General features: G+C 51.3%; 14 protein-coding genes, 1 tRNA gene and 1 pseudogene. 9 read left to right on the top strand and 7 right to left on the bottom strand.

What is annotated here, in order from left to right; translation table 11 throughout:
- Nucleotides 1-76 precede the first annotated feature (76 nt).
- Complete coding sequence (locus KT71_RS16935; protein WP_008294121.1) at nt 77-703, bottom strand: lamin tail domain-containing protein; 627 nt, start codon at nt 701-703, stop codon at nt 77-79.
- A gap of 220 nt (nt 704-923) precedes the next feature.
- Entirely contained in the window at nt 924-2,132 is a 1,209-nt protein-coding gene (locus KT71_RS16930; protein ID WP_008294122.1) for a sulfotransferase, read from the bottom strand.
- A 247-nt stretch (nt 2,133-2,379) separates the two neighbouring features.
- Between KT71_RS16930 and KT71_RS16925 the strand changes: the two genes are divergently transcribed.
- The 9 genes and pseudogenes from KT71_RS16925 to KT71_RS16885 all read left to right on the top strand — a co-directional run bounded on the left by KT71_RS16925 (nt 2,380) and on the right by KT71_RS16885 (nt 8,533).
- Nucleotides 2,380-2,580, top strand: a complete 201-nt coding sequence (locus tag KT71_RS16925; protein ID WP_008294123.1) for a hypothetical protein — start codon at nt 2,380-2,382, stop codon at nt 2,578-2,580.
- A 135-nt stretch (nt 2,581-2,715) separates the two neighbouring features.
- Nucleotides 2,716-2,792 (top strand) — tRNA-Met (locus KT71_RS16920).
- Between the two features lie 808 nt (nt 2,793-3,600).
- Nucleotides 3,601-3,822 (top strand): hypothetical protein, encoded by a 222-nt coding sequence (locus tag KT71_RS16910; protein ID WP_008294124.1) that lies wholly within the window; start codon nt 3,601-3,603, stop codon nt 3,820-3,822.
- Between the two features lie 10 nt (nt 3,823-3,832).
- Entirely contained in the window at nt 3,833-5,032 is a 1,200-nt protein-coding gene (locus KT71_RS16905; RefSeq protein ID WP_008294125.1) for a site-specific integrase, read from the top strand.
- A 486-nt stretch (nt 5,033-5,518) separates the two neighbouring features.
- A complete protein-coding gene (locus tag KT71_RS16895; protein WP_023660267.1) occupies nt 5,519-5,791 on the top strand; it encodes a hypothetical protein in 273 nt (90 codons plus the stop codon).
- A gap of 199 nt (nt 5,792-5,990) precedes the next feature.
- Nucleotides 5,991-6,482: pseudogene (locus tag KT71_RS21495) on the top strand (DDE-type integrase/transposase/recombinase); the annotation flags it as partial.
- A gap of 112 nt (nt 6,483-6,594) precedes the next feature.
- Nucleotides 6,595-6,747: a hypothetical protein gene (locus KT71_RS20720; protein ID WP_154662957.1), complete on the top strand. Its 153-nt coding sequence runs from the start codon at nt 6,595-6,597 to the stop codon at nt 6,745-6,747.
- A gap of 81 nt (nt 6,748-6,828) precedes the next feature.
- A complete protein-coding gene (locus tag KT71_RS16890) occupies nt 6,829-7,503 on the top strand; it encodes a hypothetical protein (RefSeq protein ID WP_008294128.1) in 675 nt (224 codons plus the stop codon).
- Nucleotides 7,504-7,615: 112 nt separating this feature from the next.
- Nucleotides 7,616-8,533 carry a hypothetical protein gene (locus KT71_RS16885; protein ID WP_008294129.1) on the top strand — a complete coding sequence of 306 codons (918 nt, stop codon included), beginning with the start codon at nt 7,616-7,618 and terminating at the stop codon, nt 8,531-8,533.
- Between the two features lie 165 nt (nt 8,534-8,698).
- Here KT71_RS16885 and KT71_RS16880 read toward each other — a convergent pair whose 3' ends face one another.
- The 5 genes from KT71_RS16880 to KT71_RS20635 form a co-directional block, all read right to left on the bottom strand.
- Complete coding sequence (locus KT71_RS16880) at nt 8,699-9,910, bottom strand: IS256 family transposase (RefSeq protein ID WP_008294130.1); 1,212 nt, start codon at nt 9,908-9,910, stop codon at nt 8,699-8,701.
- 339 nt (nt 9,911-10,249) lie between these two features.
- On the bottom strand, nt 10,250-11,542 hold the full coding sequence (locus KT71_RS16875) for an LlaJI family restriction endonuclease (RefSeq protein ID WP_008294131.1): 1,293 nt from the start codon (nt 11,540-11,542) through the stop codon (nt 10,250-10,252).
- A gap of 60 nt (nt 11,543-11,602) precedes the next feature.
- Nucleotides 11,603-13,126, bottom strand: a complete 1,524-nt coding sequence (locus KT71_RS19860) for an AAA family ATPase (RefSeq protein WP_008294132.1) — start codon at nt 13,124-13,126, stop codon at nt 11,603-11,605.
- A gap of 82 nt (nt 13,127-13,208) precedes the next feature.
- Nucleotides 13,209-14,483 (bottom strand): DNA cytosine methyltransferase, encoded by a 1,275-nt coding sequence (locus KT71_RS16865; protein ID WP_023660264.1) that lies wholly within the window; start codon nt 14,481-14,483, stop codon nt 13,209-13,211.
- 16 nt (nt 14,484-14,499) lie between these two features.
- Nucleotides 14,500-14,688, bottom strand: a complete 189-nt coding sequence (locus KT71_RS20635; protein WP_152025270.1) for a hypothetical protein — start codon at nt 14,686-14,688, stop codon at nt 14,500-14,502.
- Nucleotides 14,689-15,032: the final 344 nt, after the last annotated feature.

Below are 15,032 nucleotides of genomic sequence, written 5' to 3'. Positions count from 1 at the left end.
ACTCCGCGTTGATGCCGCCAATTCTGGGGCCTATGCCAATGCCAGGGAAGGGCGAAGATCACATTCCTTCTGCTTTTCAGTCTCCCAGTCGTTGTTTTTTGCGAAGGCTCACAAATTGGGGATTTTTCCTGCGGATATTGAGAGCCAGTAAGCCGAGACTCAGCAGTGCAAGGCTGGAGGGGATGGGTACACGGGTGGGGTCTGTTATCGACTCAAACCACTGCCCCGGCGTGGGTGTCTGGGCGCGCCAGTTGCTGATGACGCTCATATCCAGGGCCATAGGCAAAAGCTGCAGGGAGTCCCCGAGTCCGTCTGCCGTCGACGGCCAGGGATCATGGTCATCGTAGCTAATTGCCCAGACTTCCATCCCCCGGGCATCCGCCAGAGCGATGGTCTCGCCGCCGTTGGACAGAGCGCCGGAAAAATCCAGGACGCTGTCCGTAAATCCCGTGAAGGCTGCGCCAAAGCCTGCTGGGTCTTTTGCGAGTACCAGAGAGGCTCGGGCTGCGAGCATTTGCCCTTCGCGGAAAACGTAGGAAATGCCGTCGGTGAAACGCCACCCCGTCAGATCCAGGGCTCCATCCGTCGGGTTGCTCAGCTCGATGAACTCATCGGGGTCGCTGCCCGGGGTAGGCCCGTTGTAATAGATCTCCGTGAGTATGGGGTTCGCCCGTAGGGGGCTACAAATGAACAGCAGAGTCACCAGGCATAGCCTCCAACCCCGGGACGCTGCTCCTTTTTGAGCTTTTCTCGTTGGGAAGGGTGCCTTGGGGGACGACGGCTCGGATCGCGCCTCATCGCTTGTCTCAAGTGGGTATTCCATAGGATCTGCCTGCGCTGCGTGGGCAGTACAGAATGGCAATTCGGGCCGCGCTGGCGAACATCAGAGGCGCGCGTAATCCACCCTTGGCGACCCCTGTTTGTCAGATCACGCTTAAATCGGAAGCGTTACCAAGGACCAGGGGCGACGGCTCCACCTGTCCGCTGGGGGTGTATCCAAAAGCCTCGAGGCTTTTGCCCGCCAGGCGCCAGGCGAGGCGTTTTTGAGAGGTCGTTAGCGCTGCCTCCCATTCACCGACGCGGCCTTGGCGTATCTGATGTTCCGATGCTTCGCCGGGTTGCCTGCCGTCGGTAACAGCGCTGAAGTTTGTCGTGCTCTCAACGCGATCAATGACCTCGACGCTTCCATCAAGGCCCAGATCCAGAAAAAGGGCGCGAGAGGTTTCTGCGAAATTGCTGTGCAGATCCTCATAACGCAGCACGGTTATGTCACCACGCCGGGCATGTTCTGCCAACTTGGCTGCGCGTAGGGACCATCCGAGAATGCGGCGGGCGAAGCTCGCATGATGGGTGCGCCAGGGCGCCTCGCGCTTCCGCATCAGTGCCTCAAAGTGCTTTGCTGAAACAGTGGCATCACGGCCGTCGCGAACGATGGCAATGACCCGGCTGCCCGGTGAGGCAGCTTTTAATGCGGAGAGTTGTAGCAGCTGATCCGCTGCCTTGGTGGCGATGCGGCTTCCGGGAACGACCTGGGAACGTAAGCTCTCAAAAAACAGTTTGGGAATCTGCAGCGGCTCGGGCGTGTCCCTCACCGCTTCCATAAGCGTGAGCAAATCGTCGCGGCGAAAACTTTGCACGCCGAGTCTGTTGGTACAGGATCTTGGATCAATAGGAGGAGCCGAGGCAGGTCGCACGCGGTAGTCACCTATTGCCAGGAGCTCTTCCAGCATGGCGTCAAGGTTCCGGGGGGTGAGCGCGCTCGCGCGCTGCTGTTTCTTTAGTCCCATGACCGGCACCCAGCCTCGCCCGAGAAACATCTCGCGAAAAATCGCATCCGCCTTGCGGAGGGAGAACGCTTCCTGGCGATGCATCCACCCGCTGTCCTCGACACGGGGGTTCAGGTAGTCCAGGGCAGTTCGGGGGAGGGCGAGGAGTGATGAATCCCTGGCGTAGGTAGCGCGCAGCACATCAAACTCCCGCCAGCCCACGACCTGGGGGTGCGCCGCCAGCATATGCAGGAGCCATGACGTGCCGCACTTATACAGTCCCACGATATGAATCATGTCCTGATGATCACGGCTCGAGAGATTAATAGGCGTTGGTGCAAGCATCGATCGATAGGGTGTCGTCATAGCGCTACGTGCCGATCATACGTTACTCCAGTCGCCGAACTCTCAAAAGCTTGAGCTTTGGGGCATCAGCGGCGTAAAGTTATTGTTGCAAATAAGAATCGTTATCATTAAATTGGAAGGAAGCGGCTGCGCTGACGCACAAACGCGAGGCGCTCAGCGTGTAGGCCCTAAAGGGAGGGAAGATGTTTATTAAGCTGTCGGAAACAAAAAGCCGTCGAAAACAAGTCGCAGGGATTCTGGGGCTGCCATGGACGCGCTGAACGGTGTTCCGGCGCAGTCTCCTGTAGAAATGGAGCGCAACATCGATGGAGCAGTTCGCTGTTCGCTCAGCGAGTCGCTGATCATCACCTTACTAAAGCTTGGCGCGGTAAAAGCTGAACAACTGCAATGCATGGACGAGGTGTCGGCGGCTCAGCTAAAGCTAATCGTTCTGCGGAGCTGCCGATAGTGGCTTCGGAACGGGCGGCCCCCATGAGCCCGAGCGCCCCGCAAACGGCATAAATTGATAGCTTGGGAGGTTGACTTGCGGGAGCCAAATGTACAGAATTCGCGTCCCCCGCAATGGGGGTCTGTACAACGCCGTGGCTACGTAGCTCAGCTGGTTAGAGCACAGCATTCATAATGCTGGGGTCGGTGGTTCAAGTCCACCCGTAGCTACCAATTTTCTTCTTAATTTTCAGTATCTTAGCACGCTCCTTTCGGCGGTCAAATCTCAAATTTTGCGTTTGAGACCAAATTGAGACCATATTGAGACCACTTTGAAAAAGTGACCCCAACATTGGGTTGTGCTGTAGTCATCGATTGCTGAGACCATCCCCCCGCGAACGACCCCAGCATTTTTCGTGCTGAAGTCATCGCTTGTTGAGATTTTGGACCTGGAAATGACCCCAGCATTTTGCCTGCTGTAGTCACCGCTTGTTGAGATTTTGAGCCTGGAAATGACCCCAGCATTTTCCGTGCTGTAGTCACCGCTTGTTGAGATTTTGAGTCCGCAAATGACCTCAGCATTTTTCGTGCTGTAGTCATCGCGTGTCGACTTCATAAACCTTCAAATGACCCCAGCATTTGTTGTGCTGTAGTCAGCGCTTTTGGGGCCATTGATCTGAGACCACATTGAGACCGCGACCCAAAAATTGATCCCAACATCGATGCTGCTGTGCTCAGCCAGCTTCTTCTAGTTTGAGACCACATTGAGACCATCGTCGCGTTTCCCGCTTCGCCGCGCTCCCATCGATTGTGTGCCTGCTTGACTGCATAGGTCGGCGCGCCGCGCACAACCTTCGGTTGCGCGCGGCGATATGTAGTGGGTGAAAAATATAGCTTTTGCTCCAAATAACGCTCGGGAACCCTTCGGATTTACCCCCGTTTCCCTCCGTCAAGCAGGATTCTGTATCACCGGTAGGTTCATCTCATCGGCAGGAAATTCGCAGCACAGTGCTCGGATAGGCCGAATTTTGGAGATGGACCTATGGACGCAGCAACGACCTACCTCACGACTGAGGAACTCTCATCGCGCATTAAGTACGACGCGCGAACCATTCGAAACCAGCTGAAGGACTCCGTACTCCTGGAGGGAGTGCACTACATCCGGCCCTTTGGTGGGCGGAAGATCCTGTACCTCTGGGAACGCATCGAAGAGGACATGCAGCGCCCCAGTCACGTAGGCCAGCTCATGGCCGGCATTCAATAGGAGGTCGGTCATGGGTTCAGTCAACGCCAGAGGCAACAAACTCTTCTTCGACTTCAGGTATCGCGGTGTTCGCTGTCGCGAGTACACGCACCTTGAAGACAAGCCCGCAAACCGCAAACGGATGAAAGACATCCTGCAGCGCGTCGAAAGCGAGATCGTGCTGGGTACCTTCGACTACGCGGCGTACTTCCCCGAGTCGCCTAATGCCGCCCGGTTTGCGGATCACGACAAGCAGATCGAGCAGCGCTCGGCCAAAACGCCGACCTTCAAGGCCTTTGCCGACCAGTGGATGGAAGAGAACCGTATCGGGTGGAAGCCTTCCTACATCAATACGCTTGAGCACTCACTCAGCAAGCACGTGATACCCGCGTTTGGATCGGTTCCTATGAGTGCGATTAGCAAGGAAGACATCCTCGCCTTTCGTAATCAGCTGGCCCGTATTCCTCGCAAGGACGGCTCGGTGGGCCTGTCAGCTGCCCGAATCAACACGGTCATGGTGCCACTTCGCCAGATAATGCGAGAGGCCTCGGAGCGCTTTGGCTTCGACAATCCTTATCAGGGTATCAAGCTGCTCAAGGTCCCCAGAACCAAGGTGGAGCCGTTCACGTTGGATGAGGTGAAAGCGGTTCTTGATGGAGTTCGAGAGGACTTTCATGCGTACATGACCGTCCGCTTCTTTACCGGCATGCGTACCGGCGAAATCCACGGCCTGAAGTGGAAGTACATCGATTTTAAGCAGCGCATGATTCTGGTGCGCGAAAGCTATGTCGCTGGCGCCATGACCGACACGAAGACCGAGGAGTCTGCTCGTGACATCCCCATGTCCGACGAGGTCTACGCAGCGCTAAAGGCACAACACAAGCGCACCGGCAAGCTCGACCTGGTGTTCTGCACCGGCTCGGGTGAGCCATTGTCTATCAATAACGTTTGCAAGCGCGTCTGGTACCCACTGCTGGCGCTACTAAAGATCCCAAAGCGTCCGCCGTATCAAACGCGCCATACCGCCGCCACGCTGTGGCTCGCCGCCGGCGAAAACCCGCTTTGGGTCGCTCAGATCCTCGGTCATAGCGACTCAGCCATCACCCACAAGCGCTACGCGCGGTGGATACCCAACCTGACTCGCCAGGATGGCTCGGCCTTCGCCGCGCTCTGGGCTGCTCATACCCACACCCAGTCTGATGACTCATCTGACGAAGGAGTTTCACAATGAACGATTACGTTGATCCGTCTTCATGTAACGGTAATTACCCACGCGGGTTGGTCAGCCGCACATGCGAAGCCGCTGAAGATCTAGAGGCCGCGAACGCAGCGCTTGAAGATGCCCGAGAGTGGTTGGCGGTCGCCCAGCGACGGGAGAGAGGTGCGACTATCGACCGAACGGGAGCGGAATCGCACTTTAACCGTGAGGTGAACCGGTTAGCGACCTGGGTCTGCCGATGTTTTCATATCCCCCCGTTCGAGAGGGGATTGGTGTGTGCATTCGGTGCCCCGAATGCGCGTGACAACCAGAGTGCAGCGGCGCTCTGGATTGATCAGTACCTTTACGAGTTAGGGGCACGCTTGGAGCCGCCTAGCGACTATGGACTGTTTCTGGCAGTCCAAAAGCATCTTTGCAGGCATGTTCCGCATCACCAAGTCGGCAACCTGGATGACCTCCTTGATGACCTTCTTGATGGTATGGACGGGGAGTAGGGGCATGAGCGAGTTCAACTTTTGGATGATCATGTTCGGGGTTTATGTGGTCGCGTACTACGTGCGCGACCTTCGTCGGCTACACAAGCGTGTCAAAACCCTAAGTCCCGAATGTTCCTGCTGGGCCACGTGGTTAGCTCTGGGGCTGAGCAAACGGTTGTTGGTATCGACATCCAAGAGCGTTGTGCAGTCGATGTGCGCATTAGTGGGTGTTTCCATTGTCAGTGGCGATTTTGATGGTGAAGGTATGCAGTATCATCAGAAATCGACCCGCTAGTTGAACTGCAATCTCAACCAGCCAAGCTGGCTCGAGCTATATGGTCAGCCGCGAATTCTGGCTTTTCAGTTGGATCAATCAGAGATGCAAACGTCCCAGAGATACCGCTAAGTTTACTTGCCCAGATTTGTCGAATGGGCCGATGAACACCTACAAACGCCTCCTATTCCCGTCTGACATCATCCGCTACGCGGTTTAGCTGTACTATCGCTTCAACTTGACTCACTGGGATATTGAAGATCTTTTGGGTGAGCGGGGCATTATAGTCAGCCGCGAAGCGATCCGGTTGTGGTGCCCAAAGCACTAGCTAAGCTCTTAGGGCAGGCTCTGCATCAAGTTCGGAGCCATTCGTGCCCGCCGCCGGAGGCGCAAGCAAGGCGGCTGTGGCGATACTTTTTACATTGATGAGGTGTCAGTAAAAATCAATGGCAAGCGGCATTATCCCTAGCGGGCCGTGGATCAGAGCGGTGAGGTGGTTGATGTGTGTCTTCCGGCCAAGCGCGACCGACCAGCTACGAAGCTATGGAAATACCCATCGCGAACTGATCCTAGAGGCGATTCACAGCACCAAGCAGTATGAGAATAATCGTGCCGAACAATCACAGAGCCTGCCTCGCTTTACGGGTATGAGGCAACAAGAGTACGGGAGCGGGGCATGAGGCACTTTAAGTCAGTCGGTCAGGCCCGAAAATTAGGGTGGAGTGCTTAATAATGATCGCTGATTTACCGATGCGTCTGGAATTCAAAAGTAGAGACAAAAATCCGAGCAGGCCGCGATCTTGTGTTGAAGGATTTGGTGCCCGTTGTCTCGACCTATTGTGGAGTTTCAGCTGCTGCTTCATCAGCGGATTCTCGGCTATGACAATTCGGCTACCGTCGGGTCCCATCAGCTTGGCCAAGGTGGTGAGCAGGTAAAACAGCAGGTAAGTAATGTCCTTGGTGCTGTCCCTGAGTAGTGCTGGTCGATGAAGGCAGCAAGGTCCGACTATCTGATAGTATAAACAACATACTAATTCGCCTGAGACAGGCGCTCAATCATGCAGATAAATTCCATAGATGAGTTTCGTAGGTATCTCGCGCGTGAGATTGAGCCAGCAATCTTGGATTTGGCGAATCTTGACGAACGAAATCGAATACATATTCAGAAGCTCATCTATACGAACATGGTCGACCGTTTCGATACGATGGTAGATTCGCTCATTTTAGACAATTGTAGAGAGAAGGGGTTCTTTGAGTCTTCACTATCCGATATGTCTGGCGTGGTAACGGAGTCCGATCTGGTTAAAATTTTAATCCAGGGCGACAATCTTCAGGAAGCGCTCGACGAAAAATTGAAAAGTGGGCTAAGAAATACACTTCTTCGAAACCGCCACTCGCGCAAGTTGACGGCCTTGTTCTTAGTGTTTCAGCCTGAAGTCAACTGTGTCGGGGTGCAGAGAGTTAATCCGCCAGATGGAAAAATCAAGGCAAAAGTAACGCCCCAAAACGCGGTAAAAATTCCATACTCTATCTCCGGTTATGCCGATTGGTTGTATTCACGCAGAAACTCAATTGTACATGGCGGTGGGACTAACCGTTTCTTAGAAAACGACAGGGCTCAGCTAAAGAAGCTGTACAAAAGAGAACCCGCGCAAACATTCAGCATAAAGCTTGGCTCTCTAACGGTAGCAGCGGCGTTTTATAAAGATGTTGTCGACTTGCTGGAAGCCTAACAAGGTTTTTAACTGCCGCGTTGCCTCGCATCGCTCGGACCTTCAAACCGGTGCGCGGTTCTCCGGTCCGTTACGGCAGCGTTACGTGTGAATATCGAACTACCTAAGAAACATGACGTTAATCATCACTGGCCATAACTTTGAGAGAGGATTTGCCTGGGGCGAGAAAGATCCTCCGCTCGAACCAAAAGGTCTTTTCATCGCTTCAGATAGCGCAATTACCGATTCAAATGGGAAAACCTTGCTTGGTGGCTTCAAGAAGGTTTACGCCATTCCAATTAGAGTATGGATGCCATACTTTATTGGACAACATTTTCATAACTATCAGTCAATCCACTATCAATCCGAGTGCTTCGTCGCCATTGCTGGTAGCACCCTCACGGCTCAGCATGTGGTTAACCTAATTACTGAGCATTTGGGCAATCTGCAGATAACGCACTTTCAACCTAGGGATGGAAAAAAGGAAGGCTATTGCGTCGTACGTCATTGTGCGGAAAACCCTTTGAAAATTCGCCCGGGAACAGATGCCTGGGATGAGGGTATGTTTACCGACAATGACCTTACTAATGTGGTGGAAGGTGTAGTAATTGATGAAGCCATCGAGCACTCAATAAATGTCGCCCTAAAATCCGCAAGAAAATACAAACTTGATGAAGATTCGTTTCGTCAAATGTACACGGAATTAGCGATCGGCTATCACTGTCCTAGCTCGCACGAGCACAAGCTTTTCGCTTATAAAAACAAGCACGAGTTGAATGAGGAAGGCGTGTACGAGGCATTTGCGCAGAAGGAAGAAGTTCTCCAAGGAAAAGTTGCAGTCTTAGGAATGGCTGCTAGGTTCAGCGATAGTGCTCAGCAGTGCTTTGATGAAGCATTGGTGTCCAGAAAGACTCCCGCACAAGCGATGTTTGAGTATCTCAATTTCGCAATTGATGAGGTTCGTTCAGAAGGTCCCTCTGCGATTGATAGGCCGTCAGTACTACGGCACTTTCAAGATGGAAAACTTAAAAGAGCAGATTTCCGCGCATGAAGAAACACATAACAAGCGAATCATGTCGCTGCCATTTCGGGAAGCTGGGACGTCTCACCGCTGTGCGGCGAGCCGCCCCATATTCTTGGCGGTAAATACCCCTTTGAATACCTACCTCTTGGTAGTGTAAATATTTTTTCGCACTTTTCTTTGGGACGGTGCCCCTCAAGCTGACTGCTGAGTTTCCATATCTTGCTGCCGCAACCAGTCCATCGACATGTACTTGCGGGTTCCCCATTTGGTGCTGGCGATGTGCCGCAGCCTAGCGCCGACCAGCATCACTGCTGACTCTCCGTCAGGGAATGCACCCACGACGCGCGTGCGGCGCCGTATCTCCCGCATGATGCGCTCCAGCGGGTTATTGGTGCGGATTTTTAGCCAGTGAGTCTGAGGGTAGCTGTAGAAGCCCAGCGTCTCGTCAATACAGCGCTCCACCAAGTCAGCGGCTTTCTGGAGCCGCATGGCTCTGAGTGATTCCACAACCTTCACCGCCTTGTCCTGCGCGGCCTCTCGACTCTCCTGAGCATGAATGGCTTTGAGCATGGCTGACACCTGCGGCATCTTCGCCCGTGGCACATGGCTGAAGACGTTTCGATAGAAGTGAACGGTGCAGCGTTGCCAGTCTGCTTCCGGGAAGTACTCTGCGGCTGATTCACTGAGCCCCATGCAGGCATCGGAGATGATCATACGCACTCCCTTCAGGCCGCGGGACTTCAGGTGTTCAAGAAAGCTTCCCCAGCCCGATTTATCCTCCTTGTGACCTTCCTGAACGCCGAGAATATGGCGGTAGCCATCCTGGTCAACACCAATACCGACCAGTACAGATACGTTGCGCACCTCGCCCGCCCAGCTGCGCTTCAATACGATCCCGTCCAGGTAGACGTACGGATATTCACCCTGAATCGGCCGATTCCGCCAGGTCTCAATATGTTTGTAGACCTTTTTGTTCAGCTTGCTGACCGTGCCGGAGCTGACGCGGGTGCCCCATAGGGCTTCGGTGATATCCTCGACCCGGCGGACCGAGACGCCAGCCAGGTACATCTCCATCAGGGCTTCCTCGATAGAAGTCTCTCGCCGCTTGTAGCGCTCAATGATCGCCGTCTCGAAGGTCTGCTTGCGCAGCTTCGGCATCTTCAGCTTCACTTCGCCGGCTTTGCTGTGGAAGGTGCGCTCGTAGTGACCAGCGCGGGTATCGACCCGGTCGGGGCTGCGCTCATAACGCTGCGCTCCGCACATGGCGTCTGCCTCTGCGTCCAGCATCGCGTTCAGCGTCTCCTCAACGGTGCCTCGAACAAGCTCACCGAGGTGATCCTGTATCCTGGCATCATTGATCTGAACGACTTTACCCAAGTCCTTTGTCTCGCTATTGTTGCTCATGGTGGTGATCTTCCTTTGTTGTCGGATTAAGCATCGCAACTCAATCTTATCAACTCGGGGGATCACCGCCCCTCTTCAAAAGTGCGAAAGATAATTTACGTTATCTACCTCTTCGAGGGAAACATTCACCCCGAAAGGGCACAGATCAGCCTCTTGTGCTCATTGTCACAAAAAACTCCAATTAACGATGTCTCAGATTCGGGGAAGTGGACAAGCGTACCCGTCACCGTAACGCAAGTGCGTTTTACAGACTTCGAGTGCATGGTTGCCTGTTGCGAAAAACAAAGAGGACATAAGTCGATGTTGGTTAACACCCGGAGGCCGGAGCGTGTTCAGTTTTTAGTTAGCCACCTCTGAATCGGGTTCTACGAGTTCTTCGAATATTGTGCTTATACTGTCGAAACTAAGCTCCTGAGATGATACGTAAAACCTCATGACTTCTATTGGGCAAAAGTAGCCGCAACCAATGGGAGGAAAAGCTTCATCCAGATGCTGCCCTGTTGAGGGATTGGTAATTCGAATCTGCCTTACAGGGCCTTCGTCGATCTTTTTTTTTGTTAAACCGGGAAAGGCAAACCAACTGAACACCTTGTCTCTGGGGAATAAAAGCTTGAGTGCGTTTGCATAATAGACTTGCTTCACAATATCGGGCCATCCAGGGACGCTTTCGGCTCCTGTAGCCCGGTAATATTTTGCATCAATTACTGAAACTTTGCCTTCTCGTTTGCTTACGATGTCAGTGAGCATCCCTTTTGTATAAATCAAGGATTTGCCATCTTCTAAGTACACTGACGGTTTAGGCAAGATTTTATTTACATCAATTACGCCTGGCAAAATTGCACGTAGCATCTTTTCCCATATTGAATGAAAGAAACTCACCCCAATCAGGTACTCTCCGGCTACGCCATTAAATCTAGATTCGAGAAAACTTATCATAGCTCTTATCAGTGCTGTGTCGCGATCCCCATAAGTTTGTCCAAGCTCTCTTTTTAATTGATAAATTTTTAGATCATGAGGCATAGCAGAATAAGTTGCGAAATCCAACTCTCGTGCTATCCGAGTTGATTCTTTTCCAGTGATTAACCACCCGAAGGAAATATCTATCTCACGTACAATTTCGGCGTGTATTTGAGAAATGACCGACTCACTGCCAATTCTTAATCTGTCCGAATGCAAGCTCAGATATACGGGAACACCACCCATGCCCTTTAAGGCTGAACCCTTGGCAATTGTTCTATGCCAATTGACCCTTCCTTTGTTTATTTCACGAGTCTTCGCGGGCTTGGTGTACAGGCCATTGTGGGAGTAGTCCTTTAAAAGCCACAAAATACTAGAAAGAATGCCGAGCCCTTGGCTTCTTACGTCGAAATCGTCTCCCTCTTTAATAGCGTTTTCTGACTGAGTAGTGTACGTGTTCAGTGTGCGAATAAGCAGAAGCGCAGTATCGCAAGTCGAAAGCTCTAACTGTTTAACTGACTTTAGTGAGTTTGTCGGAGCAACCACGAGCACTAAATCATCAAATGTCGCAACGCCGCAAAACGTTATTCGCCCATTGTCAGAAAGGTCTGAATCAAGAAAAAATGCGGCAATTTTCGGGTCTAGTTGAGAAAGGCTATCCCTGTCTTGGAGCATTACGAAATTCATAGTGAGGCAGTTGAGTCTTTACTCCGCTCACTGCAGAGACTTACTCGCTCAGTTGGCATTGTCTAATTCATTTTCCATTGAAGGAAGTGATTGCCTCAGCTGCAGTAAGAGTGCATCGCTGAAAATCCGCTTCCTGTCTCCCCATTGTGTAACGAGATGGCCGTAGGTTTTAACACTGGGGTGGAATAGTGTGTTACGTAGCCCATGGCGCAAGACATCGTCCCACAAATACATAAATAGCTTTCCTGTGAGCAGTCGTTCAGTTTCCTTCAAGTCATTGACAGAAATAAAATACGGGCCCAGATGCCTATCTTCAGGAATATCAATATCGGATAGCAAGACGTTTATTGCTTCGGCTAGACGACGCCATGGCACGACTTTTAAAACGTTATCCTCGAAGACTATCTCTAAGTCACACTCGGTGCAGCCTTGATCGAAATCTAACGGTATATAGTGAAAAATCCACCTGCGTTTAAACGCTGTGTCGAGAGGTAGCACTCCCTGGTCGCTGCTATTCATGGAGGCGTATAAACTAAGGTTTGAGGGGATATAAAGCCGATCAATTGAAGTGCTCAGTCGGGAGTTCACATACTTTTCACAAAGCGCATCTGGAAAGTCGATTTCGTACGTGCTGCGGCCATCTAAACGCCTATCGAGTAGTTGGAATATTTCTCCAAAAACAGCAGCTGCAGGTGCTCTGTTAAGTTCTTCAATAACCAGCCAATAGTGATTTTCGGGGTTTTCGATTGCACTAGTTAGTGCACGCAGAAATGCCCCAGGCATATATTCATAGGTCAGCAGTTGACTCCCACTACTATCCTCTCCCATTGTTGGTTTTACTGATCCTAAAAAATCTGCGTTCATTGTCTCAGCGTGAAAAACCGTCTTGAACGCAAACTCTGCTATCACCGATTGGTCAATTGTATAACTCTTCCCTGTGCCCGGAGCCCCATAAAATATTATGTTACTTCCGGCCATGGCCTGTAATCCTATCCCAGGGCTACCCTGCCCATCATCAGCTGATCCACTTTTGTTGGTTGGTACGAACGATAGTTTTGTAAGTAATTCAGGCGCATAGCTACCTATGTGATCGGAAAACTCGGGAAAAAGTAAGTTTAGTGCAGTGAGCAAGGCGGAGGTGTTTTCTCGTCGGCTCTCGTTTACTTTCTGAACGGCGTTGTTTCGATATGAGGTGACACCGATAACGGGGTATTCGGAGAAGTGGCTGTATAGAGCAGGCTGGGAGTCGAGAAAATCCACTTTGCCATAGCTCTTGTCAAATACGGAGATGATTTCGATGCTCAACTTGCTCTCGGAGTTGAAAGTTTCTCCTAAATCTAATGACGTGATCTTCCCTAGGGCACGAAGCCCTTGTTCCCATGATGTAGCAATGCCTTTGCTGTTGTCAGAGCCTAGGTAGATGAGTGCGTATGAGTCAGGCGGAATAGATTTTTCCACCTGCTTGCAGGTAAATTCGATGGAGAATGGGGTGAATGGTGCGATAGATGTTGAGTCGATTTTTTCTATGTCGTCGACGCTGTCCTTTCCCAATCGAACTAAGATGAAGCTCATGTAAATTCCTTTTGATTAGAACCACGCGTCTAATTCCAAGGAGTATAAAGTTGTCCTCAAATTCTGCCAGCTCTTGTTTTAGCTAGACGCTGCTTTTGTCGATAAGCCTTTCTAAAGCCGAGTGCATCGGCTCAAACAGGGTGCGATTCTGGCTGTTGACGCGGCGCAGTATCCCCGCAGCAGCATTCGGGCTCAAATAATACTTTGTTTCTGGATGTCGCTTTTCGATGACGTCAATCAGTTTTTTGTGGATCGGTTGGCTGGGTGCTTGTGGCGCGGGTATGTCCCAGCAGTCATCGCCAATTACTAAACCTCCTGATTGCCATTTCAAATATGATCCATTGGCCTTGGTGGACATGTGCAGATCCGAAAGCTTCATATGTCGAGTGCGAGAAGCTTTAAAGTCGGCAAATTCTACTGTCGGATCAGTAATATCGGGCCTAGTGCGTCTTTGCAGCTCTGTTTTCAATCTTTTTCCGATCCAGCTTGCTACCGGCACCGAAACGGCGTTCCCAAGAGCCTGGTAGCGCGGTGTATCCATATCTGCGACATCTATAGCTTCAGTTTTACTTAATTCAGTCCAGCCAGGAGGAAAACCCTGTAAACCCTCGCATTCCACGGGAGTGAGGCGACGCACATCTGAATCATACGACACATATGTCCGACTCCAGTCTGTTCCTGTGTGTCTTCCTGATGTAGCTGCTAGGCAATAAGCAACTTCAGCTACCTTTGCTCCAGTGACAGTACATTCACTTGAGTTCAAGAATCCCGCTCTCTGATTCGCCGGTTTGGAGCCAACGGCGTTTTCGTAAAGGGTTGAAACTGCTGCTCTCGCATTATCGTGAAAAGCGCAAATAAAAACTCGTGGCCGGGACTGGGGTGAGCCAAAGTATCTGGAATTCATAACACGCCAGGAGATGCTGTATCCCATAGAAGATAGTGTTTCCAACACTATTCGAAAGTCTTGCCCATTGTGAGAGCTTAAAAGGCCAAGCACATTTTCGATCAGTAGTACTCTCGGTTTTTTCTTTTCAATAAGCTCGGCAAATGGGAAAAACAATCCGGAATTTTTCCCTTTCAGTCCATGTCTTGGCTTAGAGCCGCGAGCAACAGAAACGTCTTGGCAGGGAAAGCCACCACACCAAAGATTTGCATCAGGTATCGAGGCAGGCCCCAGGGTAGTGATGTCTTTCTCTAGAGCGGTGTTTGGCCAATTCTTCTTCAGGATTTTTTGGCAATAGGCATTAATTTCGCAGTGCATCTGTGGTTGAAATCCGTGGCGCTCAAGTGCCAAGTCGAAACCACCTATCCCTGCAAAGAAAGAATTAAACGAAAGGTTTGATTTAGCAATCTTCATTGCGATCTCTAGTCATCTACTTGCCTGGAGTGTCTCGATCACGATCTTTCACGATAATGTGACCTTGAATTGCAAATTGTTGTTTTTCAGAGTGTTCTTTTGTGAGCCGAGCAATAAGCGTGAACTTCTTGTGCCCTTTGTCCTTGCAATACTGCTCAAAGCGTTCGGCTTCGATTGCTGACAACAGCACTGACACTCTTTCCACTTTTCACTACTCAAAGTCCTTACTAACGATATCAGTGAGAGGAGGCAAAAGCCACGTAAGTGCACACAAGTACGCATAATACGTGTAGTCAAACTGTACACATCAGAGGGAGTGCCAACACTCTGCTATGTAGTGTTTTTGGGTAAGGCTCGCCGTAGCGAGGGTTTTTTTGGACATGAAGCCCCTGAGCCAAATGTCAGTCCAATGCCCCTTGAATTATCGATAGATGTATCTCCGCTGATCAATGGGTCGTCAGCACGGCAGATTCAAAAAGAGCATAGGCGTTACGACTTAATTGTGGATGGCGACCCGTCCCAACACATTTCCTTCAAGCTTGGAGGGCT

It is taken from the genome of Congregibacter litoralis KT71 (assembly GCF_000153125.2).
GTDB lineage: Bacteria > Pseudomonadota > Gammaproteobacteria > Pseudomonadales > Halieaceae > Congregibacter > Congregibacter litoralis.
The sequence above is the reverse complement of the archived record's forward strand: the minus strand, read 5'-3'. Positions and strand labels throughout refer to the sequence as shown.

What these genes read in the sequence shown, in the direction of transcription:
- KT71_RS16930 (WP_008294122.1), bottom strand. Translation starts at nt 2,132, where the DNA reads ATGACGACACCCTATCGATCGATGCTTGCACCAACGCCTATTAATCTC.
- KT71_RS16925 (WP_008294123.1), top strand. Translation starts at nt 2,380, where the DNA reads ATGGACGCGCTGAACGGTGTTCCGGCGCAGTCTCCTGTAGAAATGGAG.
- KT71_RS16910 (WP_008294124.1), top strand. Translation starts at nt 3,601, where the DNA reads ATGGACGCAGCAACGACCTACCTCACGACTGAGGAACTCTCATCGCGC.
- KT71_RS16905 (WP_008294125.1), top strand. Translation starts at nt 3,833, where the DNA reads ATGGGTTCAGTCAACGCCAGAGGCAACAAACTCTTCTTCGACTTCAGG.
- KT71_RS16895 (WP_023660267.1), top strand. Translation starts at nt 5,519, where the DNA reads ATGAGCGAGTTCAACTTTTGGATGATCATGTTCGGGGTTTATGTGGTC.
- KT71_RS16890 (WP_008294128.1), top strand. Translation starts at nt 6,829, where the DNA reads ATGCAGATAAATTCCATAGATGAGTTTCGTAGGTATCTCGCGCGTGAG.
- KT71_RS16885 (WP_008294129.1), top strand. Translation starts at nt 7,616, where the DNA reads ATGACGTTAATCATCACTGGCCATAACTTTGAGAGAGGATTTGCCTGG.
- KT71_RS16880 (WP_008294130.1), bottom strand. Translation starts at nt 9,910, where the DNA reads ATGAGCAACAATAGCGAGACAAAGGACTTGGGTAAAGTCGTTCAGATC.
- KT71_RS16875 (WP_008294131.1), bottom strand. Translation starts at nt 11,542, where the DNA reads ATGCTCCAAGACAGGGATAGCCTTTCTCAACTAGACCCGAAAATTGCC.
- KT71_RS19860 (WP_008294132.1), bottom strand. Translation starts at nt 13,126, where the DNA reads ATGAGCTTCATCTTAGTTCGATTGGGAAAGGACAGCGTCGACGACATA.
- KT71_RS16865 (WP_023660264.1), bottom strand. Translation starts at nt 14,483, where the DNA reads ATGAAGATTGCTAAATCAAACCTTTCGTTTAATTCTTTCTTTGCAGGG.